The 25,170-nt window shown below is 71.8% G+C and carries 22 protein-coding genes; 8 read left to right on the top strand and 14 right to left on the bottom strand.

What is annotated here, in order from left to right; genetic code table 11:
• Nucleotides 1–6: 6 nt before the first annotated feature.
• The 3 genes from O7610_RS25170 to O7610_RS25160 form a co-directional block, all read right to left on the bottom strand.
• On the bottom strand, nt 7–1,239 hold the full coding sequence (locus tag O7610_RS25170) for a TIGR02678 family protein (protein ID WP_289212018.1): 1,233 nt from the start codon (nt 1,237–1,239) through the stop codon (nt 7–9).
• Complete coding sequence (locus O7610_RS25165; protein WP_289212017.1) at nt 1,236–2,846, bottom strand: TIGR02677 family protein; 1,611 nt, start codon at nt 2,844–2,846, stop codon at nt 1,236–1,238. The genes O7610_RS25170 and O7610_RS25165 overlap by 4 nt, the downstream gene beginning before the upstream one ends.
• Nucleotides 2,847–3,756: 910 nt before the next feature.
• Nucleotides 3,757–4,509 (bottom strand): SDR family oxidoreductase, encoded by a 753-nt coding sequence (locus tag O7610_RS25160; protein WP_281552864.1) that lies wholly within the window; start codon nt 4,507–4,509, stop codon nt 3,757–3,759.
• A 103-nt stretch (nt 4,510–4,612) separates the two neighbouring features.
• Between O7610_RS25160 and O7610_RS25155 the strand changes: the two genes are divergently transcribed.
• Nucleotides 4,613–5,452: a LysR family transcriptional regulator gene (locus O7610_RS25155; RefSeq protein ID WP_289213687.1), complete on the top strand. Its 840-nt coding sequence runs from the start codon at nt 4,613–4,615 to the stop codon at nt 5,450–5,452.
• Here the strand turns inward: O7610_RS25155 and O7610_RS25150 are convergent, their stop codons facing one another.
• A complete protein-coding gene (locus O7610_RS25150) occupies nt 5,453–6,139 on the bottom strand; it encodes a CPBP family intramembrane glutamic endopeptidase (RefSeq protein ID WP_281552863.1) in 687 nt (228 codons plus the stop codon). It lies immediately after the preceding gene.
• A gap of 134 nt (nt 6,140–6,273) precedes the next feature.
• Between O7610_RS25150 and O7610_RS25145 the strand changes: the two genes are divergently transcribed.
• The gene (locus tag O7610_RS25145; RefSeq protein ID WP_289212016.1) at nt 6,274–6,735 is read left to right on the top strand and encodes a hypothetical protein; all 462 of its coding nucleotides are present in this window, start codon (nt 6,274–6,276) and stop codon (nt 6,733–6,735) included.
• Nucleotides 6,735–7,010 carry a helix-turn-helix domain-containing protein gene (locus tag O7610_RS25140; RefSeq protein WP_281552861.1) on the top strand — a complete coding sequence of 92 codons (276 nt, stop codon included), beginning with the start codon at nt 6,735–6,737 and terminating at the stop codon, nt 7,008–7,010. Before O7610_RS25145 ends, O7610_RS25140 begins: the two co-directional genes overlap by 1 nt.
• 469 nt (nt 7,011–7,479) lie before the next feature.
• Here O7610_RS25140 and O7610_RS25135 read toward each other — a convergent pair whose 3' ends face one another.
• A complete protein-coding gene (locus O7610_RS25135) occupies nt 7,480–8,154 on the bottom strand; it encodes a hypothetical protein (RefSeq protein ID WP_281567157.1) in 675 nt (224 codons plus the stop codon).
• Between the two features lie 441 nt (nt 8,155–8,595).
• Between O7610_RS25135 and O7610_RS25130 the strand changes: the two genes are divergently transcribed.
• Complete coding sequence (locus O7610_RS25130) at nt 8,596–10,056, top strand: alkaline phosphatase PhoX (protein ID WP_289212015.1); 1,461 nt, start codon at nt 8,596–8,598, stop codon at nt 10,054–10,056.
• 211 nt (nt 10,057–10,267) lie between these two features.
• Here O7610_RS25130 and O7610_RS25125 read toward each other — a convergent pair whose 3' ends face one another.
• Genes O7610_RS25125 through O7610_RS25115 form a run of 3 tightly spaced genes read right to left on the bottom strand, consistent with a single transcriptional unit; the run spans nt 10,268 to nt 14,719 of the window.
• Nucleotides 10,268–11,950 (bottom strand): fumarate hydratase, encoded by a 1,683-nt coding sequence (locus tag O7610_RS25125; protein WP_289212014.1) that lies wholly within the window; start codon nt 11,948–11,950, stop codon nt 10,268–10,270.
• A gap of 51 nt (nt 11,951–12,001) precedes the next feature.
• Nucleotides 12,002–13,420 carry a PQQ-binding-like beta-propeller repeat protein gene (locus O7610_RS25120; protein WP_289212013.1) on the bottom strand — a complete coding sequence of 473 codons (1,419 nt, stop codon included), beginning with the start codon at nt 13,418–13,420 and terminating at the stop codon, nt 12,002–12,004.
• 57 nt (nt 13,421–13,477) lie between these two features.
• Complete coding sequence (locus tag O7610_RS25115; protein WP_289212012.1) at nt 13,478–14,719, bottom strand: MFS transporter; 1,242 nt, start codon at nt 14,717–14,719, stop codon at nt 13,478–13,480.
• A gap of 83 nt (nt 14,720–14,802) precedes the next feature.
• Here O7610_RS25115 and O7610_RS25110 point away from each other — a divergent pair, with 83 nt between their 5' ends.
• Nucleotides 14,803–14,991 (top strand): hypothetical protein, encoded by a 189-nt coding sequence (locus O7610_RS25110; protein WP_289213719.1) that lies wholly within the window; start codon nt 14,803–14,805, stop codon nt 14,989–14,991.
• Here the strand turns inward: O7610_RS25110 and O7610_RS25105 are convergent.
• Nucleotides 14,975–15,493, bottom strand: a complete 519-nt coding sequence (locus O7610_RS25105; RefSeq protein WP_281552855.1) for an Lrp/AsnC family transcriptional regulator — start codon at nt 15,491–15,493, stop codon at nt 14,975–14,977. The two genes, O7610_RS25110 and O7610_RS25105, sit on opposite strands and share 17 nt — an antisense overlap.
• Nucleotides 15,494–15,624: 131 nt before the next feature.
• Between O7610_RS25105 and hppD the strand changes: the two genes are divergently transcribed.
• From hppD to hisC, 3 genes are all read left to right on the top strand, one after another.
• A complete protein-coding gene (gene hppD / locus O7610_RS25100; protein ID WP_281552854.1) occupies nt 15,625–16,791 on the top strand; it encodes a 4-hydroxyphenylpyruvate dioxygenase in 1,167 nt (388 codons plus the stop codon).
• 123 nt (nt 16,792–16,914) lie between these two features.
• Nucleotides 16,915–17,895 (top strand): RDD family protein, encoded by a 981-nt coding sequence (locus tag O7610_RS25095; protein WP_289212011.1) that lies wholly within the window; start codon nt 16,915–16,917, stop codon nt 17,893–17,895.
• Between the two features lie 14 nt (nt 17,896–17,909).
• Nucleotides 17,910–18,995, top strand: coding sequence for a histidinol-phosphate transaminase (gene hisC / locus O7610_RS25090; RefSeq protein WP_289212010.1), 1,086 nt, complete (start codon nt 17,910–17,912; stop codon nt 18,993–18,995).
• 19 nt (nt 18,996–19,014) lie between these two features.
• Here hisC and O7610_RS25085 read toward each other — a convergent pair whose 3' ends face one another.
• The 5 genes from O7610_RS25085 to O7610_RS25065 form a co-directional block, all read right to left on the bottom strand.
• Nucleotides 19,015–20,454, bottom strand: coding sequence for an outer membrane protein assembly factor BamB family protein (locus O7610_RS25085; RefSeq protein ID WP_289212009.1), 1,440 nt, complete (start codon nt 20,452–20,454; stop codon nt 19,015–19,017).
• A 71-nt stretch (nt 20,455–20,525) separates the two neighbouring features.
• Entirely contained in the window at nt 20,526–21,800 is a 1,275-nt protein-coding gene (locus O7610_RS25080; RefSeq protein ID WP_281552850.1) for an ATP-binding protein, read from the bottom strand.
• 108 nt (nt 21,801–21,908) lie between these two features.
• Nucleotides 21,909–23,111 carry an ABC transporter permease gene (locus O7610_RS25075; protein WP_289212008.1) on the bottom strand — a complete coding sequence of 401 codons (1,203 nt, stop codon included), beginning with the start codon at nt 23,109–23,111 and terminating at the stop codon, nt 21,909–21,911.
• Between the two features lie 38 nt (nt 23,112–23,149).
• The gene (locus O7610_RS25070; RefSeq protein ID WP_281555812.1) at nt 23,150–23,809 is read right to left on the bottom strand and encodes an ABC transporter ATP-binding protein; all 660 of its coding nucleotides are present in this window, start codon (nt 23,807–23,809) and stop codon (nt 23,150–23,152) included.
• Nucleotides 23,810–23,841: 32 nt separating this feature from the next.
• A complete protein-coding gene (locus tag O7610_RS25065; RefSeq protein ID WP_289212007.1) occupies nt 23,842–25,122 on the bottom strand; it encodes an efflux RND transporter periplasmic adaptor subunit in 1,281 nt (426 codons plus the stop codon).
• Nucleotides 25,123–25,170: the final 48 nt, after the last annotated feature.

Raw genomic sequence — 25,170 nt, 5'->3', positions numbered from 1 at the left:
TGACGGTTACCTCCTCAGGGCGGCGGGACGGCTCTGGCGGATCGTCGGCTCCGCCAGGGCGTAACGGGCGATCGCCGGGCGGGCGACGACCAGCGGGTCCTCGGCCGGTTCGACCGTGATCAGTTTCAGGGCACGCAGCGCGTCCAACGCGGTGGCGACCAGTTCGACCTCGGCGCCCGGTTCGGTGGCGTGTTTGCGCCAGTACGACCGGTGCGCCCGGGCCAGCTCGCGGGTGTGCCGGTGCAGCTCGCTGACCCGCAGGCCGCCTGTGCCCGCCGCGCCGGCACCGGCCGCCGCGATCCGCTCCGCCAGCAGCAGCGTCAGGTGGCTCTGCATCCCCTCGGCCGGCATCCGGACGTCGGTCAGCTCGTCGGCCGGGTCCACCATCGCGACCCCTTCGGCCCGTACCTCGCCAACCAATCCGGTCAGTTGGGTGATCCGGTTCAGGATGGCGTACCGCTGGCTGGTCAGATAGGCCAGCTCGGCCTCGGTCAGCTCGTCGTAGTAGACGACCGGCTGTTCGAGCAGCAGCCGGGTGAGCCGGTGCCGCAGCGCCCGGTTGCGGGCATCCTCGACATCGGGCACCACCTCGACGGTCAGCGCCGCCAGCCGGCCGTCCGGTGCCACGTCACCGATCATCGACGGGCCGCGGCTGCTGGCCAGCAGGCCGGCGATCACCCGCCGGTCAACGTCGTAGAGCACGTCACCACTGGTGCCGAGGTACGCGTCCTCGTGGCCGGCCACCCGGCGCAGCACCCCCCAGTGCAGCAGCAGCCGGACCACCGCCACCATGTCGGCCCGCCGCTCCCGCCGGTCCAGGGCGAACGTGAACCCCGTGGCGGCCAGCGCCGGATCGGCGGCGGCAAGCACCACGTCCTCGGCCAGCCGGCCCAGGGTGATCTGCCCGTCGGCGCGTTCCAGCGCGGCCAGGGCGAGGCAGGTCAACACGTACCGTTGCCGGGAGAACGGGGTCCTGGCCTTCGGATCCCGGGCCGGGTGGGTCTGGTCCTGTGGGTCGGCGGTCAGCTTCATCAGCCGGATCGTCTGGGCGTCGGCGACCAGCCGCCACCCGGTCTCCCGGTCGAACCACTCGCGCAGCTCTACGGCGTACGTGCGGACCAGCCGGAACTCGGCGTCCGAGGTCAGCCCGGCGACCAGCAGCGGGCGGGCGAGCAGCAGCCGGGCGGCCCGCTGCAGCCGGCCCGAGGAGTCGCCCTCGGCCGGGCCGCGCGCCCTCACCCGGCCGCCCCGACCGCCGCGAGGTCGGCTCCGGCAGAGAGCGGGCCGGCAGAGACCAGGTCGGCTCCGGTCGGAGCCAGGTCGGTTATGTCGACCAGATGCTCCGGCCCGGTGAGCACCCCGTCGGCGGTGACGATCCGCACCGGCGGCGCCCCGTCGACGCGGACCAGACGTACCCGTAGCGTGCCGTCGGAGGTGGTGGTGGTCACCTCCGTGGCGTCCGGCCGCCGGGCCGCCAGCGCGTCGCCCAGCAGATGGAGAAAGAGCCGGAACTCGGCGGTGTCCAGTTCACCGAGGCGCGACAGTGGGACGGGCCCGTCAGTGGCCAACGCCGCTCGGGCGCGGGCCGTCTGGGTCGTCTCCCGCTCGGCACGTTCGGCCAACTGCCGCCGCTGCGCGGATCGGTCCAGCACCCGGCTCGGCGAGCCACGCCGCTCGTACGATCCGGTTTTGCGCAGTCGAGGGCTGATCTCCAGCCGGGGTGCCTGGGCCCACGACGTCGATGCCGGCACCGGTCGCTGCTCGACCGCGGCCAGGGTCTCGGTCGTCACGGTCAGGTGCCGCACCGGCGACAGGCCGAACGCGGTGTGCCACAGCCGGTGCGCGGCCTCGTCGTCGGAGGCCTGCGCGAACCACAATGCGAGCGACCGGAAGTCGGCCGACCGGTCCGACCGGCCGGCCCGACGTTCGTTGATCGACGCCACCGCGCCGAGCAGCTGCCGGATCGCGCCGATGGCGGCGGTACGCAGCAGCCGTGCCTGGGACTGCCGGCTGGCGTCGCCGCTGACGAACCAGTCCCGCAGCCCGTCCCAGCGTTGCTGCCAGACCACCCGCGCCTGGTGCAGTGCCCGGTCGTCGGCGTCCTCGCCGGGTGCGGCGTCGACGGCCTCCCGGCGGGCCACTATCTCCAGCAGCGGGCGTACCCCGGTCGCCTCGATCCGGTGGGCCAGGTTGGCGATCTCCGCGCCCCGGTTGGCGAGATCGGCGATGAACCGTTCGAGGTACGCGATCAGCTGTTCCTTGTACGCGAGGAAGGCCGCCACGTCGGCGTCGGCGAAGTCGACGGCCCGCCGCAGCGACGCCATGAACGCCTGCGCGTTGTCGGCCAGCCCGGTGAACCGGTCGACCAGGCTCAGCATCAGCAGGTGGGTCTTCGCCGGGTCGGGCGCGGACCCGGCGGCGGCCTCGGTGGCGATGCCCAGCAGGGCGCGCAGCTGGTCGGCGATGTCGGACAGCGCCACCGACTGCAGGGCGCCGCGTCGGCCGATCGCCTCCTCGTACGTGGCGATGGCCTGCTCGGCGGCGTGGCCGTGCGCGCTCAACTGGTAGAGGTAGCGGGCGCGGTGGAAGTCTTCCACGGTGGTGACCCGTCCGGTGTCCGGGTCGGCCCGCAGGTTGCCCCACTCGGCGAGCTGGGCCAGCGCCGCCGCGACGGCCTCCAGCGACACCCCGGGGCCGATCTCGGCCAGGACGTCCTCCGGCCGCAGATGCACGGTGAACCGACGTTTCGCGCGGATGAAGGCGTCCAGCACGTCCCGGTACAGGGTGACGTTCTGCGCCTGCAGGTGCGCGAACGGCTGGACGGCCGGTGAGGTACCGGGGGACATCCCGCCATCATCGCAGACCCGGATCGGACCACGACGCACACAGCGGGCTCGTGGTTGCCGCGCCGGATGCTGCAGCGCGGGACGCGCTCGCCGGCCCGGTGGTGGAGGTGAACCAGGTGACCAGCCCTTGACGAGGGCTGCCGGAGCATCCTGGCGCTGCCCGATCGCGGCCTTCGGCTACCGAGACACCTGCGGCACCAGGTCAAGCAGCACGAACCGAACTGCCTCACCCCACGGCAGCGGGCCGACGGCTACCTGCTCACCTGCGTGGACCGGCCGATGTCGAAGGTCACCCTGAACATCGCGGGCCTGTGACCGGGCGACCCGACCGACCGGTCTGATGTCGCTGGTCGACTGTGCGGTCAGCTACGACGCCCTCCATGCCGGGCACAGCACGGACGGTCGGACGCAGGCCAACCCGATGGTCGAGTGCCCGACCGTACGGGACCGGCTGCCGGCCGTACCGGCGCAGGCAGCGGCCGAGGTCGACCAGAATCTGAGCCTGCTCGACCGGCAGATCGCCGAGGCCAACGAACGGTTGTTGACCACAGCCGGCGAGGGCGGCCCGAACTTCGCCCAGAACGCGATCGTGGGGCCGCTGCGGGACAAGCGGCGGGCCGCCCTCGAACGGATCGAGATCGCGATTGGCCGGCACGCGGCGCGGCCGACCGGGCTGACCCGGCTGGCGTCCTGCACCTTGCTCGGGCCGGGCAGCGGCGACAACAGCGGATCCGGTGACAACGGCACTGATGGGGGCGACCAACGGTGGGCCGGCGACGGAGCCGACGGCCCGGACGCTGAACTGTCGGCGCTGCCCGTCCCCGCCGCCCGCCGCGCCGGTCCCCCTCTGGTGACCGGGCTGGTCCAGCCCGGTCACCAGCAAGGCGGAGTCACCGACAGGGCCGGGAGATCACCAGGGGATGCTGCCGTCGTCGTTGACGAACGTGCCGGTCGGGCCGCCGTCGGGCAGGGTGGCCAGCCGGATCGGGGTGGCAGCGGCCTCCTGGACCGGACGCCCGACACCGCCGGTGAAGTCGGTGGCGACCAGCCCCGGACAGGCCGTGTTGATCAGGATGTCGGTGCCGGCGAGTTGCCGCACGTAGTGCACGGTGACCGCGTTGAGGTACGTCTTCGTCGGCGAGTAGGCCGCCATGATCGGGCCGACGTTGATCTCCGGGTCCGACTGCCAGGTCAGTGAGCCGACGCTGCTGGAGATGTTGACGATGCGCGGCGACGGCGACCGGCGCAGCAGCGGCAGCATCGCGTTGGTCACGCGGATCACGCCGTACACGTTGGTGTCGACGACCTGGCGGACCGCGTCGAGGTCGAGCGTGGTCGGGTCCTGCTCCCACCCCGGCCCGGTCTCGCCGGCGATGCCGGCGTTGTTGACCAGGACGTCAAGTCCTCCAGCGGTGCGTTCGATCAGCTGCGCGGCCTCGGTGACGCTGCGGTCGTCGGTGACGTCCAGCGGTACGGCGAACGCGTCGACGCCGGCGGCGTACAGCGTCTTGACGGCCGCTTCGCCGCGGGCGGCGTCGCGCGCTCCCACCGCCACCCGGTAGCCCTTCACGCCGAGCCCGGCGGCGATCTCGTAGCCGAGTCCCTTGTTCGCGCCGGTGACCAGCGCGGTCTTCGTTCCGGTCGTGGCCTTCGTTTCGGTCATGACGCCGATGGTGGCGCGGCGGTAGCCGCCGTCGTTACACCAGTTGAGTTCCGCTGTCATACCCGGCGGGTATCACCGACGTATCGTTGTCGGCGTGGAGACGCTGGAGACCCGTGAGCTGCGGTACTTCGTCACGGTCGCCGAGGAGCTGCACTTCAGCCGGGCGGCCGAACGGCTCGGCATCGCCCAGCCGCCGCTGTCCCGGGCGATCGCCCAGCTCGAACGCCGCCTCGGCGTCACCCTGCTCGACCGAGACCGCCGAAGGGTGGCACTCACCGACGCCGGTCAGGTGCTGCTCGACGAGGCCCGCGTCATCCTGGCCGCCACCGCGGCGGCGGCGCGGCGTACCCGCCGCGCCGCCGGCGGCGCGAACCGGCTGACCCTGGTCACCAAGGCCGGCGCGGGCCACGAACTGCTGCAGAGGCTGCTCGACGCGCACGCCGTCGAGCCGGACGCGGCCGAGATCGACGTGCTGCTGTGCGGCATGGGCGACCAGGCGCGGATGCTGCGCGACGGCCGCGCCGACGCCGCCCTGATGCAGCGGCCGTTCGACTCGCTCACCGGCTTCGACACTGAGGATCTGCTGACCGAGCAGCAGGTCGCGATCCTCCCGGCCGGGCATCCGCTCGCCACCCGTACGTCGTTGACCATGGCCGGCATCGGCGACGTGCCGGGGCTGCCGGTCGCCCGCTGGCCGCGCCCGGACGGTACGTACGAACCCGGACCCGGGCCGGAGATCCACGACCAGTCGCAGCTGGCCCAGCTGATCGCCCTCGGGCACACCATGGCCGTGCTGTGCGCCTCGTCCCGGTCGTGGCTGTGGAGCGCGCACACGGCAGTGCCGCTGACCGACGCGCCGCACGTCACCACCGTGCTCGCCTGGCTGCCGGACAACCGCTCCCGTGCCGTCGCCGGGCTCGTCCGGACCGCCACCCAGCTGTGATCAGCCGTAGCTGAGCAGGACCGTGCCGAGCGCGGCGGCGTTCCACAGCGCGTGGGCCACCATGGGCGCGGTCAGCCGGCGGGTGGCCAGGAACAGCCCGGTGTAGACCAGACCGGCGACGGTGATGGACAGCCCGTCCAGCGCGCTGGCCGGCAGGTGCAGCACGCCGAACAGGACCACCGAGACGACCGCCGCCACCCACAGCGCCACCCGGGGGCGGGCGGACCGCTGCGGGATCGCCCCGAGCAGGAACCCGCGGAAGTACAGCTCCTCGGCGATGCCGCCGCCGACGATCCCCAGGAAGATGGTGGCGGCCAACGCGGCCGGCCCGGCGGCGGACATGCGCAGGATCTCCTGGACCTCCGGGTTGGCTTCGCCGCCGGCCGCCGGCATCAGCACCCCGAACTCCAGTAGCAGGCGGGGTGGAACGGTGGCCACCGCGATCAGCATGTCCCGCCGCCAGTGCCGCGAGGTCAGGCCGAGACTTCGGCGGGGCAGCCCGTGGCGGCGTAACCACCAGGCGATGAGGGCGGCGGCCGACACCAGTTCGGCGACGGCGACCGCGACCAGCACCGCCGGCACCCCGTCGGCCGCGAAGAGTCCCATGGCCAGCGGTGGGCCGACGAAGCAGATGAGCGCGCCGGCCAGGAACACCCCGGCGGAGCGGACGGGAACGGGGATGGTCATTGTGCTGGTCCAGCCTTCCGGTGGGCGGATGCGGTCGCTCCGACGTGCTGGTGGCGGGGCGACCCGCCGTCGGCATATCGAGATTCGATATACTAGACCCAGTTTCATATCGAATTTCGATAGGGAGGGCCGCCGTGCGGCACGACATCGAGCAGGGGCGTCGTCCCCGTACCGCTCCGGCCGGTCAGTGGGCCTTCGAGACGGTCACGGCAGGTGCCGTGGCGCTCGGCACCCTGCTGGCCGCCGCCTCGGCAATCGGCGTACTGATCGCCGACAACCTGGTCGCGCCCGTCACGGTGAACCCCACCACCGACCTCGGACCGCAGGCCACCGCCGGCCGCTTCACGCTCACGCCCCAGGACGCCGCCCTGCTGACCGTGGCCGAGCCGACCGTCGGCGACCGGCTCTGGATCTTCGGGCCGGCGCTGCTGCTCGCCGCCGTCGTCGCGACGGCCGGCGGACTGCTGTGGCGGGTGGTGCGGTCGCTGCGCTCAGCGGACCCCTTCCACCCGCGCAACGCCCGCCGGGTCGGCGCGGCGGCCGAGTTCCTGCGCCGGGGCACGGCGATGCGCGCCGACCTCGACGGACTGGTCTGATGGCCCCGACCGACGACGAACAGTCCGCCAATCACCGGGTGGTCTGCCACCTCGACCGGCTGCTCGCCGACCGCCGGATGACCCTCACCGAACTCGCCGACCGGGCCGGAGTCACCGTGGTCAACCTGTCGGTGTTAAAGAATGACCGGGCCAGAGCGGTCCGGTTCTCCACTCTGACCGCCATCTGCGACGTGCTGCACTGCCAGCCCGGTGACCTGTTCAGCGTGCGCCCCACCGAGCCGCCCGTACCGGGTCCCCAGGCTCCGCCCCCGTGACGCACACCGGCCACTGCGGCCACCAGCAGGACGGCGCCGGAGGGCGGGTAGCGGACGTCAACTTCTGACGTGGCGCAACCGTTGGATAGGTGCCCCGGTAGCTGTCTCGATCCAGAAGGTCCAGCCGTTCCGCTGTGGGTTGACCCCGGGGCGCCGTTCGCTCACCACGGCCCGAGCAGCCTCGCTCGGCGTGCGGTACACCGAACCAGCGAGCGGGCCGCTCAGAATTTCGACCCGCCCTGGTCCCGGAGTGAAACATGCCCGAGTCCGGTGGCCGTCGTAGTCAGCGTAGACAGGGATCGAAGTGGGCTCATCCCCCACCAGCTCAAGCGTGCTCGGCTCCCGAGGCAGTGCCACCAGGCGGGTGACAACCTCACCAATCTCTATGCCCGCAACCCTCGCGGCGAACGCCAAATTCCGATAGGTCTCCTCGTCTACCTCAATATGCGGCACACCACACTCCTCGCGATCAGAAACTGGGTGACGCGGCCCCACCGATGACAGCAGACCGCCGGGCGAGCACCTCAGGCACTCGGTCGTGTGTGACGACCCAGCTGGCAGCCGTAGGCGACATGAGTCTGAGCAGCCGGACGATCGTCTCGCGGTCGGCAGCCAGGTGCCGGCGATGGATCGGCTCGTGATGGGCGACGCGGTTGCGGAACGCGCGGACGTGATCGAGATCAGAGTGGAGATCCCTTCGGGATCCTCGATATCCTGGGAAAACCTTCCGCAGAGCAGGCCGCCATAACGTCGTCTCGTACTGGCAGGAGCCACCGCTGCCAAATAACCCAACCCAGAAACCGAGTGGCAACTCAGCGATCACGCTCCCCGGTGTCACATCCTTCCGGATCCGGCATTTCTTGATCGAATCCTGGACCATCCGCTCTGCGACGAATGTGAACTTGATGTCTGAACGCCACCAGTCAGGCCGACCAGCCAGTACGGTCAGGCGGTCGTCGACGCCGTTGCGTAGACACACCTCCAGCACGTGGAGTGGCCCAAGGAAGGCGCTTGAGACCTCCATGTTCCACGCGTAGAGACGAAGAGCGCGGGCGCTGTCGCCACTAGCCGCAGCTAGGTACGGCGCCGACCGAGCCTTCGACAGGCATCGCCAGAGCACCTCATCTTGCCAGGACTCCGACACGACTACTCCTTTACGCCCGGCACCGCTACACTTGACGACGTAAGCCCCGGTGTCCGCCTCTGCTCTGCATGCGGCCCGGGGCACAGCCATGTACCGAAGTGCGGGTATTCCGGCCTCACTCAATCAGCCAAGAGCCCGGCACGGCCTTGCGAAGTTTCTAGAGTCTTCGGAGACTTTGAAGCAAGTAGCCGTGCGGCACGCCAGCGACGGCGCAGCTTGGCCGCCTTCCCAGGATCCGCCGGGCCGACCGCTGCGCGGTGACATGCACGAAGTCCGCCGTCGGTGCCGACCCTAGCCGAGCCCGCACCTGGTTCACCGACAGCGGCAACCTCGATTCTTTACATCGATGTCGCCGGTTCATCACCGTACGGACGGGTGGCCGTCGGTCCGCGGGGGTTGCGTCACGTCAACACCCTCGAGCTGAACAGGAGCCCGATCGACGTGCCTTCCTCCCGTCGTACCTTGCTCGCCGGTGGTGCCGCCGGCGCCGCTGGCGTCGGCCTCGCCGTCGCCGGTGGCCTTCCGTCGCTGGCCCAGGCCCACCCCGGCCGAAGCCACCCGCCGAGAGGCGGCGGCCACGTACCGTTCCCGCCGCTGGTGGACGACCCCGCCGGCATCCTCGCCCTGCCCGAGGGGTTCCGCTACACCGTGGTCACCCGGACGGGCGTCACCCGGCTCGACCGCGGCCAGGGCCTGACCCCGGCCGAGCACGACGGCATGGCCGTTTTCGACGCCGGACGCGGCCGGTACACCTTGATCCAGAACCACGAGCTCGGCCCAGGGGCCGAGTTCGGCGTACCGCATGTCCCGGGCACCGTCTACGACCCGGGCGCGGTCGACGCCGGCGGCTGCACGGTGATCAGGACCGACCGGGCGGGGCGCAACCTCGGCGAGTTCGTCGCCATCTCCGGCACCGTCGACAACTGCGCGGGCGGGCCGACCCCGTGGGGAACCTGGCTGACCTGCGAGGAGACCGACGACCGGGCCGGCGACGAGTGGGACGAGGACGGCCGCACCGGCACGTACCAGAAGGACCACGGCTACGTCTTCGAGGTCTGGGCCGACGGCCGCGCCGACCCGACACCGATCAAATGCCTGGGCCGGTACGCCCACGAGGCGCTGGCGGTCGACAAGGACCGTACGAAGATCTACCTGTCCGAGGACGCCGACGAGCCGAACGGCCTGTTCTACCGGTGGACCGCGCCGCGCCGCGTCAAGCTCGGCCCCGGCGTGCTGACCCGGCTCGCCCCGGACGCCGGCACCCTCGCCGCGATGCAGATCATCATGGACGACGGCTCGGTGCTGCCGGACGTCGCCTACCTGACCTCCGCGCAGCTGGGCCGGCCGTTCCCCGTACGGTGGATCGAGGTGCCGGAACGCGACGCCCGGACCACTCCCCTGCGCGAGCAGTTCGCCGACGGTCAGGTCACCCGGGGCCGCAAGTTCGAAGGTGTGTGGGGCACCGACCGAGGCGTGTACGTGGTCAACTCGTACGCCTGGGAGGACGGTGACCTGCCGGCGGACGCCGCCCCGCACGACGGCATGGTCTGGTTCTACGACTACCGGGCCGAGACCATCCAGCTGGTCACGTACTTTCCGCACCAGACCTCGTCGGAGGAGGGTACGCCGCCGAAGTACAGCGATCTGACCTTCGACGGGCCGGACAACGTGACCGTCACCCCGTGGGGCAGCCTGGTGCTGGCCGAGGACGGCTCGGGCGCGTCCCACGTGCTCAGCTCGGTCCCGGGCGGGCCCACCTACGCGATCGCCCGCAACCAGCTCAACGACTCGGAGTTCTGCGGGCCGGTCTTCACCGACGACGGCAAGGTGCTCTTCGTCAACATGCAGGACCCCGGCCTCACCCTGGCCATCACCGGCCCGTGGGAGAAGTACCTGGGCTGACCCCGATCGCACCGCTCTCTCGGGTTGGGGCGGGAACCCAAGATGCCTCCGCAGGCTTGATGCCACAGGCGCATCTTGATGCACCTGTGGCATCAAGCCCAACCGGCACCCCCACCCAGAAGGATCACCGTGCACTCAAGAACAATGACGTGAAGTAATCGGCAGGTTCGAGAAGCGATGCCAGTTCCGTCGTTGTGCGGAGCCCATGGGGTCAGCGGCGGCCGACGGTGAGGACAGGCTTGGTGACCTCGGCGTAGAAGTCATTGCCCTTGTCGTCGACGACGATGAACGCCGGGAAGTCCTCCACCTCGATCTTCCAGATGGCCTCCATGCCCAGCTCCGGGTATTCGAGGACCTCGACGTGCCGGATGCAGTCCTGGGCCAGCCGGGCCGCCGGGCCGCCGATCGAGCCGAGGTAGAAGCCGCCGTGCGTACCGCAGGAGCGGGTGACCTGCGCGGACCGGTTGCCCTTGGCGAGCATGATGTGCGAGCCACCGGCGGCCTGGAACTTCTCCACGTACGCGTCCATCCGCCCGGCGGTGGTCGGGCCGAACGAGCCGGACGCGTACCCCTCGGGAGTCTTCGCCGGGCCGGCGTAGTAGACGGCGTGGTCCCGCAGGTACTGCGGCATCGGCTCACCGGCGTCCAGCCGCTCGGCGATCTTCGCGTGGGCGATGTCCCGGGCGACGACCAGCGGGCCGGTCAGCGACAGCCGGGTCTTCACCGGATACTTCGACAACTCGGCGCGGATCTCGGCCATCGGCCGGTTCAGGTCGACGCGGACCACGTCGGCGTCGGCGGACTGATCGGCGGCGAGGGTCTCGTCGGTGACGTCGGGCAGGAAGCGGGCCGGGTCGGTCTCCAGCTTCTCCAGCCACACCCCGGACGGGGTGATCTTGGCGACGGCCTGCCGGTCGGCGGAGCAGGAGACGGCGATCGCCACCGGGCAGGAGGCACCGTGCCGGGGCAGCCGCACCACCCGTACGTCGTGGCAGAAGTACCGCCCGCCGAACTGCGCGCCGATGCCGAACTGGCGGGTCAGTTCGAGCACCTGCGCCTCCAGCTCGACGTCGCGGAAGCCGTGGGCGCCGATGCTGCCGCTGGTCGGCAGGTTGTCCAGGTACTTGGCGCTGGCGTACTTGGCGGTCTTGAGCGCGAACTCAGCCGACGTGCCACCGACGACGATCGCCAGGTGGTACGGCGGGCAGGCTGACGTGCCGATCAGCCGCAGCTTCTCCTCCAGGAACTGCATCATCCGGGTCGGGTTCAGCAGCGCCTTGGTTTCCTGGTAGAGGTACGACTTGTTGGCCGAGCCGCCGCCCTTGGCCATGAACAGGAACTTGTACGCGTCCGGCTGACCGCCCGGGTCCTCGGCGTACAGCTCGATCTGGGCCGGCAGGTTGGTCCCGGTGTTGCGCTCCTCCCACATGGTGATCGGCGCGAGCTGCGAGTAGCGCAGGTTCAGCTTGGTGTACGCCTCGTACACGCCCTGGGCGATGGCCCGCTCGTCGGTGCCGTCGGTGAGCACGTGCCGGCCGCGTTTGCCCATCACGATCGCGGTGCCGGTGTCCTGGCACATCGGCAGCACTCCGCCGGCCGCGATGTTGGCGTTGCGCAGCAGGTCGAGGGCGACGAACCGGTCGTTGGGTGACGCGGCCGGGTCGTCGAGGATCGCCCGCAGCTGGGCCAGGTGCGCCGGGCGCAGGTAGTGAGCGATGTCATGCATCGCCTCGGCGGTCAGCGCGGTCAGCACCGCCGGCTCGATGGTGAGGAACCGTCGCCCGCCCGGCCCGTGCACGACGTCGACGCCTTCGTCGCTGATCAGGCGGTATTCCGTCAGGTCGTCGCCGGTCGGTAGCAGCGGGGTGTGGGAGAACGGGGCGGCACTGCTCATGACCGGCAAGCCTAGGCCAGAGGTGGCCGCAGCTCCCAACCCCCGGGTGGGTCAGCCCTTGGCCGGGCACTGCTCCTGCTTGGCGCCGCCGCAGGTGGGGCCGGGGTCGGGGCCGCCGGGATCAGCGGGGTCGTCCGGGCCGCCGACCGGCGGGGTGGTGGCGGCACCGGCGAACCGGACGTAGCCGATCTCCCGGCCGTCGCCGATGACCATGCCGCGCGGTCCGACGGCCAGCACCTCCGCCGAGGTACGCAGGTTGACCAGCTCGGTGCCGGTGGCCGGGTCGAGGGCGACGACCCGGTCCGGTTTGCGGTCGACGACCAGGGCCGCGTGCCGGGTGAGGGCCAGCTGGGCGTCCGGGTGCATCGGGCGGGTCCACCGGGGTGTCGGGGTGGGCAGCACGTACGCCTGGAGGGTCTCGCCGTCGGCGGAGCGGGTCAGCGCGTACCGGTCGTCGACGGCGCGTAGCTCCTGCCCGGCGGAGCCGGTCCACAGCACCCGCCCGTCGTAGGCGTCGATGACGGTTTCCCGCATATCGGGGGCGATGCCGGCGAGGACGTTGGCGCCGCCGGTCGGGTTGTCCCGCTGGGCGCAGCCGATCCGGTCGGCGGTGCGCAGGTTGATCCCGGTCCGCTGCCACACGGGCAGGTCGGTCACCGGGTCGATGCCCCGCGCGGTGTAGTAGCAGGCACCGTCGCGTGGGGTGGCGACCAGGCTGAACACCCGGCCGGCGAAGACCACGATCCGTTCGTGCCGGTCCTCTTCCAGCTCCTGCAGGACCTGCCCGGTGCGGGTCTCGACGACGTGGATCCTGCCGTCGATCGGGAAGCCGAGAACGGTCGGCATGGTCTTCGGGCCGCCGGCGTCGTCGGCGACGTCGTCGGCGGTCAGCGGTCGGCTGGTGACCAGTTTCGGGTTGTCGGCGAACAGCACGAAGCCCATTCCGGGCAGCTGGGAGGTCCACCGTGGAGTCTTGCCGCGCGGGTCCCAGGCGGTCAGCGTGCAGTCGCGTGGGCCGGCGCAGCGTACGTCGAGCAGCGCGTCGCGGTAGGTCCAGACGGCAATGGCGGCGTCGTCGGCACGCAGCACGGCACCGGTGGCCGGGTTGAGCACCTGGTAGCCGTCGGTGAGCAGTTCACCGGTGGCTACCACCTGGTCGGAGCCGTCACCGGCGACCGCCGCCCAGTCGGCCTTGTGCTCCCAGACCTGGTTGCCGGAGGTGATGCTGCGTCCTTCGACCTTGAGCCGGTGCTCGACGATGACGGCGCGTTCGGTGATGGTGACGCCGCGCGGCGTTCCGCCGACCCGCTGTTGCCAGGTGACGTCCGGGTCGGCCAGTGGCTGGCTGCGGTTGACCCAGTCCCACAGGCCGGGGAACGGGTTCCAGACGCCGGTGGCGGCGAGCACGATGACCACGACGAGCGCGAAGGCCAGGTAGCACTTCACGCACGGCGCGCTCCCCTTCGCCATCGGGCCACCGTAGCCGGGCCTGACCAACAGAACAGTCGGCCGACCGAAATGCGGCTTTTAGGCGTGTCGGGGGACATTCATGCGCGGTACCCGGAGCTGCCGCCACAGCAGCAGCGTGGCGACCAGCGACAGCGCCCCGAAACCGGCCATCACCAGCCCCGGCGCGACCCACTCGGCGACCAGCCCGGCCGCCCCGGCGGCCAGCCCCTGCCCGGTCATCATCCCCATGTGGGACAACCCGAACGCCTGGCCGCGCCGGTCCGCCGGCACCGCGTCCAGGAACCGCCGGGCCAACCCCAGATGGTACGAGAACCCGAACGTCGCCGCCCCGAACAGCACCGCCGCCGTCACCAGGCCGAGCTCGGCCACGAAGGCCAGCATCGGCACCCCGAGCAGCAACGCCAGCCACGGGGTCAACGCCTCCCGCCGGGCCGGCGCCACCCCACGGCCCACCACCAGGTCCCCGAGCAGCATCCCGCCGGCCGCGGCCATGAACAGCACCCCGGCGGCACCCTCACCACCGGCGTACGGCACCACCACCCCCTCCGCGCCGACCAGCAGCGAGCTGGGCAGCCAGGTGGCCAGCAGCAGACCGCGTACCGGCGGGTCGGCGAGCAACCGCCGGTTCACCCGCCACGTCTCGCGTACCGCGCCACCGGTCGCGGCGGCCCCGAACACCCGGGCCGGCCGGTCGGACAACCCGAACCGGATCAGCACCGCCGACGTCAGGCAGGTCACCGCGGTGGCCCACAACGCGCCGTACGGCCCGAGCAGGCCGATCAGCGCACCGCCGACAGCGAACCCGAGGACCTGGGTGGCCCCGGCGGTGATGGTGAACAACGCCCGGCCCAGCACGTACCGGTCGCCGGCCAGCAGGTCCGGCAGCAGCGCGGTACGGGCCGCCGCCGCCACCGGCGACACCAGCCCGACGGTGAACACCAGCGCCAGCGCACCGACCGGCGGCACCACCCCGAGCGCCAGCACCGCCACCGTGACCACCCGGATCAGGTCGTAGCCGACCATCACCGTCCGGGGCCGCCAGCGGTCGGCGTACGCCAGCAGGAACATCCCACCGACCACGCTGGGCAGGAAGCCGGCGACGTAGGCCAGCGCGGCCAGCAGCGGCGAGTTCGTCCGCTGGTAGACCAGCACGGACAGGGCGAGCATCTTCACCGTCTCGCCGATCATGAAGATGCCGAAGCTGGCGAAGAGCGCCCGGAACTCGCCGACCGCGAACAGGTCCCGGAAGGTGGCCCGGTCGGCCGGCGGCGCGCTGCTGCCAGTGGTGGGGGTGGTCACCGTCGAAGCATGCCGCCGGTACGCCGACGGGCGGTAACCTTTCGGCGCAGGGCGAAAAGTCGCGGGAGGTGGACAGCGGCCGGATGCGGATCGAGGTGAGTCCGGGCGACGTCGCTGCCAGCCGGTTCGCGATCTCCCCGCTGAGCGAGACGATGGCCGCGCTGCGGCTGTTCGCCGGTGCCCATCCGGCCGGGCCGCTGCTGCCCTGGGTGCACCGGCACCGCGACCGGTACGCGGCGCTGCTCGGCGACGCGCTCAGCGCCGATCCGTGACGCCGGACGCCGGGCCACCGGACGCGGCCGACAGCACCAGCGGCAGCACCCGGTACGGAATCTGCTCGGCCAGCGCGATGATCGTCGAGGCACGTCGGATCCCGTCGTACGCCAGAATCTGGTCCAGCACCCGCTGCAGGTCGGCGTTGGACCGCGCGACGATGCGGCACATCAGGTCCCCCGAGCCGGTGATGGTGTGCGCCTCCAGCACCTCCGGGATGCCGCGCAGGTGGGTGGCGACCGGCTCGTGCCCGTGCCGCTGGCCGATCTCCAGGGTGACGAACGACGTCACCCCGAAGCCGAGCGCCGCCGGTGACACCTGCGGCCCGAACCCGCCGATCACCCCCCGGGCGACCAGCTTGTCGAGCCGGGCCTGGACCGTGCCGCGGGCCACCCGCAGCCGCCGGGAACATTCGAGTACGCCGATCCGCGGCTCCCTGGTCAGCAGCGCGATCAGCTCAGCGTCCAGCTGATCGAGCTGGACATTCTGTACAGCGTCCATGGCCCCCGACCCTAACGAGTGAGCAGGCTGACCAGCCGTCGTCGCGGCGGTTGCCCAGTGGGGATGAACCGCCCATCCTGCCGTTACCGGCCATGGCGATCCCGATCGGCCGGCTCCGAGGGAGGACGATCGTGACCTACCTGACTGATTCCCGCGACGCCGACGCCACCGCGACCCGCGACCCGTTTCCGGTGCACGGCGTCGACCACCTGACCTTCCTGGTCGGCAACGCCAAGCAGGCGGCACACTTCTACTCCACCGCGTTCGGTATGACCTGCGTCGCCTACCGGGGCCCGGAGCAGGGTTTCCGCGACCACGCCGAGTACGTGCTGACCAGCGGCGCCGCCCGGTTCGTGCTGCGCGGAGCGGTGCACGCCGACGCGTCCGCCGCCGCGCACGTCGCCCGGCACAGCGACGGGGTGGCCGACATCGCGCTCGCCGTACCGGACGTGGACGCCGCGTACGCGCACGCCCTGGCGCAGGGCGCGACCGGGCTGGCCGCCCCGGCCGACCTCACCGACGGCGCCGGCACCGTACGGATGGCCAGCATCGCCGCGTACGGCGAGACCCGGCACACCCTGGTCGACAGGTCCGGCTACGACGGCCCGTTCCTGCCCGGCTTCGTGGCCCGACCACCGATCGTCGACCGTACGCCGTTGGTCGACGCCGGCCTGCAGCCGAAGCGGTTCTTCCAGGCGGTCGACCATGTGGTCGGCAACGTCGAACTGGGCCGGATGGACGAGTGGGTGGCGTTCTACCACCGGGTGATGGGCTTCACCAACATGGCCGAGTTCATCGGTGACGACATCGCCACCGACTACTCGGCGTTGATGAGCAAGGTCGTCGCCAACGGCAGCCGCAAGGTGAAGTTCCCGCTCAACGAGCCGGCGGTGGCCCGCCGCCGCTCGCAGATCGACGAGTACCTGGAGTTCTACGGCGGGCCGGGAGTGCAGCACATCGCGTTGGCCACCAACGACATCCTGGCGTCGGTGGACGCGATGCGGGCCGCCGGGGTGGAGTTCCTCGACACCCCGGACTCGTACTACGACGACCCGGCGCTGCGGGCCCGCATCGGTGAGGTCCGCGCCCCGATCGAGCAGTTGAAGACGCGCCGGATTCTGGTCGACCGGGACGAGGACGGCTACCTGCTGCAGATTTTCACCAAGCCGGTGCAGGACCGCCCGACGGTCTTCTTCGAACTGATCGAACGGCACGGGTCGCTCGGCTTCGGCAAGGGCAACTTCAAGGCGCTGTTCGAGGCGATCGAACGGGAGCAGGAGAGCCGGGGCAACCTCTGAACCCGGGTCGGCGGCCGGTGAACCGTCGACAGGCTGCGGTGCCGGTCGCGCCGGTCGTTAAGGTGCCAGGGTGAGCATGCACAGTCCGCCCCGGCCGGCCGGCCGCATCGCGGGGTCCGCCCGGTGACGTCGATCTCGCCCGGCTGGTACAAGGACCCCGCAGATCCGACCACCCAGCGTTACTGGGACGGCGGCGGGTGGATCGGTGCGCCGTTGCCGGCCGACGCCACCCCGCCGGACGGGCCGCCACCGGCGGAGCAACCGCCCACCGCCAACGAGCCGACGTCACCGGCTGGCACGTCGGCGGCGGCACCGGCCGAGCCGGAGTCGCAGCCGCCGGGCCACCCACCACCGCCGGGCCACCCGGCGCAGAGCTACCCGGCGCAGAGCTACCCGGCGCAGAGCTACCCGCCGCCGCCGCCGGGCTACCCGGCAGCGCCGCCGCCCGGCTGGGCGGGCTACCGGTTGCCGCCGCCGGAGCCCCGGCCGCAGGGAATGGCGTTGGCGTCGTTCGGCGCGCGGCTGGCCGCCCGACTGATCGACATCGGCGCGGTGCTGCTGCTCAACATCTTCATCAACGGCTGGTTCGTCTGGCAGTACCTGGTGGAGACCTGGCCGACGTTCAATGAGATCTGGCGGCGGTCACTGGCCGACGACCGGTCCACCGAGGGACTCCCGCAGGTCACCGAACGGGCCTCCGGACTGCAGATGGTGATCATCCTGCTGGCGGCGGCGATCTGGTGGGCGTACGAGGTGCCGGCGGTCGCGAACACCGGTCAGACCCTCGGCAAGCGGCTGGCCCGGCTCAAGGTGGTGCCGGTCGAGCCGGGCGGGCAGCTCGGCTTCGCCCGGTCGTTCCGCCGGTGGAACACCCTCGGCCTGCCCACTCTGTTGTGGATCTGCTGCGTCGGCTTCATCCTTCAGCTGATCGACTGCGTCTACCTGCTGTTCGACCGCCCGCTGCGGCAGGCGCTGCACGACAAGTCGGCGCAGACCGTCGTGGTGCAGCTGCCGCCCGGCGTACCGGCGACCGCCGCCGGCCCCGGCGGTGGTCGGACCGGCGGTCCGGGCGCGGACCGCGACACCCCCGGAAGCTCCGCATGACAGGAGGCCCCCCGATGCCCCCCTCGCTCGGTCTGACCCGCGCCGACCTCGACGCGCTGCCCAGCTACGTGCCGGGGCGCAGCCCGGTCGACCTGGCCCGGGAGCTCGGCCTGCCGGAGGCGATCAAGCTGGCCAGCAACGAGGTGCCGTACGGGCCACTGCCCGGCGTCGTCGAGGCGGTGACGCAGGCTGCGACGTCGACGCACCGCTACCCGGACATGGGAGTACTGGCGCTGCGGGCAGCGCTCGCCGAACGACTCGGGGTGGCCGCGGAGCGGGTGGTCACCGGCTGCGGGTCGGTGGCGCTCTGCGAGCATCTGGTACGGGCCACCTGCCTGCCCGGAGACGAGGTCGTCTACTCGTGGCGGTCGTTCGAGGCGTACCCGATCATCGCGGCTACCACGGCGGCGAGCAGCCGGCGGGTGCCGAACACCGCGACCCACGGCCACGACCTGCCGGCGATGGCCGCGGCGGTCACCGGGCAGACCCGGCTGGTGCTGGTCTGCAACCCGAACAACCCGACCGGCACCAGCGTTCGCCGGGCCGAGCTGGACCGGTTCCTCGACGCGGTGCCCGACGACGTACTGGTGGTGCTGGACGAGGCGTACCGGGAGTTCGTCACCGACGCCGAGGTACCCGACGGCCTGACCGCCTACGGCGACCGGCCGAACGTGGTGGTGCTGCGCACGTTGTCCAAGGCGTGGGGGCTGGCCGGGCTGCGGGTCGGCTACCTGGTCGCACATCCCGAGGTGGCGTCGGCGGTACGCAAGGTGGCCACCCCGTTCGGCACCAACGCGCTGGCGCAGGCGGCAGCGCTGGCCGCGCTCGACCAGGCCGACGAGGTCCGCCGCCGGTGCGATCTGGTGATCGCCGAGCGGACCCGGGTCACCGACGCGGTACGCGAACTGGTGCCGGACGTGCCGGACAGTCAGGCAAACTTCGTCTGGCTGCCACTGGGTGAGCGGGCGGTGCCGTTCGGCGCGGCCTGCGAGTCACGCGGGGTGATCGTGCGGCCATTCGCGGGCGACGGGGTCCGGGTCACCATCGGTACGCCGGCCGAGAACGACGCGTTCCTGGCCGCCGCCGAAGCGGCGCTCTGAGGCTGCGGGTGTCGGCGACCTAGGTGCGGGCGACGATCACCGCCTCCTGCAACCGGTAGTAGCGGTCGTCGTCGGCGTCCGGGTCGACCGGCAGCCGTAGCCGTTCGACGGCCACGAAGCCGTCCTGTGCGTAGACGTAGCCAGGGGCCCAGTCGGTCGACAGCTCACTCAGCAGGATCAGCACGAAGCGGGACAGCTCGGCACCGGTCGCCGCGTCCAGGGTGATCAGCTCCCGGGTGGCGGTCAGCAGGTGCGCCCGGCCTGGCTGCACCGCGAGCAACCGGTCACCCGTACCGCCCGGACCGGGTGCCGCCGCTGACGGCAGCGGCCACCGCCACGCCTGCTCGCCGGTCCGCGCCACCTCGGCCACCACCGCCGGAGCGTCCCCGGCGGTGTCCAACCGGATCGCCATCCCGTCGACCAGCATCGCGTCGACCGGGTCGAGCGGCGGTGCCGGCACCGGCTCCGGGCCGTCGACCAGCCAGCCCCGGGACTGTCCCGCCCCGGTGGTGCGCAGCGCCCCGCAGGTCGAGCGGGCGGCGGCACAGCCGATCGGCTCCACGGCCAGCCCCGGACCGGCCCCCTCCGGCTGCCAGGTCGCGGTCAACTGCCCGGTCGCGACGTCGTAGAACTCCACGGTCGGCGGTGCCGCGCAACTGTTGACCAGGGCGAACCGGCCGCCGGTGGTGCTGAAGCCGGCGTCCCGGCAGGCGTCGCCCTGGCCGGGCAGCATGGTCCGCCACAGTTCCCGACCGGTCGCCGTGTCGAACCCGGCCAGCTGGGACTCGCCGTGCGCCACCACCACCGACCGGCCGTCGGTGCCGCTGACCGCGGTGTGCAGACCGGACGGCGCGTAGACGGTCTGCGCCCCGGTGCGCCGACCGGCGTACCCGGTGTCGGCCGGCTGTGGGCCGGCGGACCGCCAGGCCACCTTGCCGCTGCCCGCGTCGATCGCCACGAGTTCGCCGTCCGTCCAGCGGCTCACCACGGTGGTGCCGGTGGCGACGACGCCGGTCAGCTGCTCCGGCCAGCGCCGGAACGACCAGGCCGGGGTGACCTGGGTACGCATGTCGATCGGGCCGTCGGCGCGCACCTGACGGGTGGTGGCGTACACCCGGAACCGTCCGTCGACCAGCAGCGGCGCGGCGGAGAGCTCGGCCACCGGGCCGGGTTCGGCGGTCGGCGGGGACGGCTGGTAGCCGGCCGGGGTGACCACCTCGGTCGGGGCCAGCACCCGCCAGGCGACGACCGTCACGGCGGCGAGGACGACCACCCCGGCCAGCACCCCGGCGGTGATCAGCTGCCAGCGTGGGCGGGACCGCCACCAGGGGCGTCGCCCGCCGGGCTGCGTCTCGTCGGAGTACGGCTGCCCGTCGGGGTTCGCCGGCCCGTCGGCGGGATGCGCCGAAGGGTCCGCTGCGTCCGCTGGGTGCTGGGTGTTGCTCGCCGGCTCGGCCATCGGGCACCTCCCCCCGCACCCTACCGAACCGGACAACCGCGTCGGGTCAGCCGCAGACGTTGGACCACCGGTCACGGACCGAGCAGGGCCAGTGGAACGACAGCGATTCCGTCCGCGCGCCGGTACGCCGCCGGACCGGTGGTGACCACCGCCGCGTCCAGCAGGTCTTCACCCAACCGGTCCCGAAGCCACCGCAGGTGCGCGACGTCGTCGTCACCGACGGTCGGGGCAAGTTTGACTTCCAGCGCGACAACCCGCTGATCGGCACGCTGCACGATCAGGTCAACTTCGTGACGGCCGTCCCAGGTCCGCAAATGGTGAATCGAGGATTCAGCGGCCTGTGCGTAGACCCGGATGCACAGTGTCACCAGAGACTCGAAGAGTGCACCCAGCAACGGTCCCATCCGGGGGGTGGCCCCAGCCGGGGTTGATTCGTTGAGCAGCGCTTCCCGACTGGCTCCGAGCAGCCGAGCGGCAAGCGCGGGATCGGCCAGGTGGTGTTTGACGGCGCTGCCGAGCCGGGTGAAGGTGCTACGGCTCGGCGACCAGCCCGGCACGGGATCCAACAGCCAGAGTTGGGAAAGCACGTCACGATAGGCGACGGTGGTGGTTTTGGCGGGCTTGTTGCTCTCGCCCGGCGTCGCCGCGTCGAGGATCGCCGTGTAGGAACTGGTGGTCGCGGTGGCGCTCGCGTACGCCGCCAACCATCCCCGGAGCGTCTCGGGTCGGCGTACCAGATGCCCCTGCTCTGGGAAGTCACGCTCCACGATCCGGGCAAGGTAGCCGTCGAGTTGCGCGCGACGCGCTCTCGACGGCAATTGTCGGATGGCGGGAAAACCTGACCGGACGATCTCCTCGGCGTAGTCGGCAAGGCCCACCGGTGATTCGCCGACGACCTCCGGTCGTTGGCCGGAAAGCAGGTCACGCAAACTGACCGTGGGTTCGGCGATGGCCCGCTCGACGAGAGTCATCGGCCGCATCCGCAGTTGCACGATCCGACCCGCTCCGGAGTGGGTGGGTGCCGAGGTGGGGGTAGCGCTGCCGGTCAGCAAATACCTGCTCGGCGACGAGTCCCGATCGACGCTGCGTCGCACCAGATCCCAGACCGTCGGTTCCCGCTGCCACTCGTCGATGAGTACCGGGCCCGGGAGACGGTCGAGGCGCTGCGGATCGGCCCGCAACAACTCGCGCTGCACGGGATCGTCCAATGCGATGAGGGTGGCTGCCCGACGTTGCCCCGTCGCCGTCTTGCCCACCCCCTTCGGTCCCTCAACGCTGATGGCAGGCAGGCCAGGGAGGAGTTCATCCAGCTCCTGATCGACGATCCTAGTCTGATAGTCACTCACCAGCCAAAACTACCTTCCACACGCGTTACAAGCTACTTTTCACACGCATTTCACACTACCTCACACACATCTTGTAGGCTACCCTTACGCCGGTCGACACGTGGTCGGTCAGGTGGTGGCCAGGGCCCGGGTCGGCGGTAGCCGGGCGGCCTGCAACGCCGGATAGCCGCCGGCGACGACACCGACCAGCAGCGCCCCACCCAGCCCGGCGAGGGTCGCCCCGGGCGGCACCACCACCGGCCAGCCGTTGGCGACCGCGTAACCGGCGGTGGCGGCCAGGCCGAGCGCCGTACCGGCGAGGCCGCCGAGCAGCGACAACGCCACCGACTCGGTGAGAAACTGCGCCCGGATCTGACCCCGGCTCGCGCCGAGCGCCCGGCGCAACCCGATCTCCGACCGACGTTCCAGCACCGAGATCACCATCGTGTTCGCCACCCCGATCCCGCCGACCAGCAGCGCCACCCCGGCCAGCGCCAGGAACAGCGAGGCAAAGCTGCTCTCGGTGGCACGTTTGGCCGCCAGCGCGTCCGACGGCCTGGTCACCTGCACCTTGCTGGGCCGCTGCGGGTCGATCGTCGCCGGCAGCACCGCCCGCACCGCCTCGATCGCCGGCTCGTGCGCCCGCAGGTAGATCACCGTCGGGTGCCCGCCGAAACCCAGCTCGGACTCGGCCGCCGGCCACCCCACCAGGGCCGACCGGTCGATCTCCGGGGCCAACGGCAGCGGCTCCAGGATGCCGATCACAGTGAACCAGACGTCGCCGATGCGTACCTGCGTCGGCGAGTCCACCGGGCCCAGGTCGACCACACCCAGCCGGGTCGCGGCGACCGCGCCGAGCACCACCGTCGGCAGCCGTTCGGTGGCGGCGTCGAGGTAACGCCCGGTCCGCAGCCGCGCGTCGAGCGTCACCGGCAACCTCGCGTCGCTGGCCAGCACGGTCAACCCGGAGCCGTCGCGTGGGTCGATCAAGTCGGAACGGCGGATCACCGTGTTGGTGTTGGCTACCGCGCTGGTCGCGGTCACCGGCCCGATCCGGGCCACCATCGCCGGGGCCTCCACCGGCAGCCGGGTGACGCCGTCCTCGTCAGGCTGGGCCGTCGCCTGCAGCAGATTCACCCCGAGGGCGGACAGCTCGGCCAGCAACGCCCGCTCACTGGCCGCCGGGATGCCGGTGACCACGATCATCGTGGCGATACCGATCGAGATGCCCAGCGCCGACAGCGCCGCCCGCAACCGGCGGGTCCGGATCCCGACCAGCCCGAGTCGGAGCAGATCCAGCGGGGCCAGCCGCACCGGGCGCGGCAGCTGCACCGGGGCAGCTCCGACCAGTTGGGGAGATTCCACCCGGCTCACGGCACGGCCACCGGCTGCTGGCGGACGTCGCCGACCAGCCGACCGTCGCGGATCTCCACCCGGCGCGGCAGCCGCGCCGCGACGTCCCGGTCATGGGTGATCACCGCGATGGTGGTGCCGTCGGCGTTGAGCGTGGTGAGCAGGTCGAGCACGGCACGACCGGTGGCGGTGTCCAACGCACCGGTCGGCTCGTCGGCCAGCACCAGCGCCGGCCCGTTGACCAAGGCACGGGCGATCGCGACCCGCTGCCGTTCCCCGCCGGACAGCTGCCGGGGCAGGTGACCGACCCGGTGCGCGAGACCGACCCGGGCCAGCGCCTCGGCGGCCAACGGTCGGCGGCGACGACGCGGTACGCCCGCGTACAGCAGCCCGGTGGCGACGTTCTCCGCCGCGGTCAACCCGTCGGTGAGGTGGAACTGCTGGAACACGAAGCCGAGCCAGCGCCCACGCAGCGCCGACAGCTGCCGGTCGGACAGGGTGGTCACGTCGTGCCCGCCGAGCCGGACCGTACCGCTGGTCGGACGGTCCAGGGTGCCCATGATGTTGAGCAGGGTCGACTTGCCGGAGCCGGACGGTCCGACGATGGCGACCAGCTCCCCGGCGTGGATGTCGAGGTCGACGTCGGTCAGCGCGGCGACGCCGCCGGGGTAGCGCATCCCGGCCCGCACGACCGACAGCACCGGTGCGCTCACGACGTGGTCACCACCGTCATGCCCGCGTCGAGACCGGCCCCGGTGACCTCGACCATTCCCCTGGTGAACAGCCCGATTTCGACGGCGACCAGAGCACCGTCGGTCAGCTGCACCGCGTACCCGCCCTCGGCGAGCGCGAGCAGCGCACCGACCGGCACCGCGAGGACCTGCTCCCGCAGCTCGGTACGGAACTGCACCCGGACCGGCGCGGACTCCAGCCCGCCGAGCACCGCCGGGTCGTCGGGCACGACGGTGACGTCCACCGTCGGACCCTGCCCCGGCGGACCTTCTGACTCCTCGGCGACGGTGCCGACCGCGGTCACCGTGCCGGGGGCGGTCACGCCGTCGGGCAGAGTGATCGTCACCGACACGTCGGGCACCATCCCGGTCGCCTCGCCGGCTTCCACCCGTACCGTGATGACCTTGTCGGTGGGGGTGACCGACATGATGTCCGTCGCGGCACTGTCGCCGGGCAGCGCGGCGACCGAGCCGACCCGGACCTTGCCCCGCAGTACGGCGACCTCCCCGGCCCGGACGACCCCGGTGGCCGGCGCGTCGCGGTCCCGCTGCCAGCGTTCGATGGCCGAGATCAGCTCCGGGGTGAGAACGGCGTCGCCGGACCGGACGGTGACCGTACCGCCGGTCGGGGTCGGTGCCACCTCCCGCTCCGACGACTCCGCCGCGTCGCCCTCCACTGTCGACCCAGCCGCGTCGCTCTCCCCCGTCGGCCCCGCCGCGTCGTCGGGGTCCGGCGCCGGTGCCGCCGCCGGCACCGCGACGGCGGCGCCGACCGGCGGCTGCCAACCGATCCGGTAGCCCAACGCCTTCAGGTTGTCGGCGACCACCCGCACGTCGCGGCCGACCAGGTTCGGCCGGTCGAGGGTCCGGAACAGCGGCGTACCGCCGTAGAACAGCAGTACCGGCTGATCATCCACACGGTACAGTTGCTCGCCGCGTTCGATGACGGATCCCTGCTCCGGCAACCAGGTCAGCACCCCGTCGCCGGAGCCCCGCACCGGTCGGGCGGCACCGTAGCCGAGGGTGCCGACCAGCTCCCGGGCGTCGGAGATGTCCATTCGCACGACCTCGGTGGTCGCCACCCAGAGCGGATCCGCCGTCGCGGCGTCCGCCTCGGCCGTCGCGCCCCGGCCCGGCCAGCCCCAGCCGGCTACGGTTCCGGTCACCACCAGCCCGGCCACCACGACCGCGACCGGCAGGCCGTACGCCAGCGTCCGACGCCACCGACGACCGGCGAACGTTCGCAGGAAGAACACCATGCCGGCCAGCGTCGCCGGCAATTGTGAGGAACCTGTCAGGCCGGTATG

The organism is Solwaraspora sp. WMMA2065, assembly GCF_030345075.1.
Classification (GTDB): domain Bacteria; phylum Actinomycetota; class Actinomycetes; order Mycobacteriales; family Micromonosporaceae; genus Micromonospora_E.
This window is presented reverse-complemented; position numbering and strand designations above follow the sequence as displayed.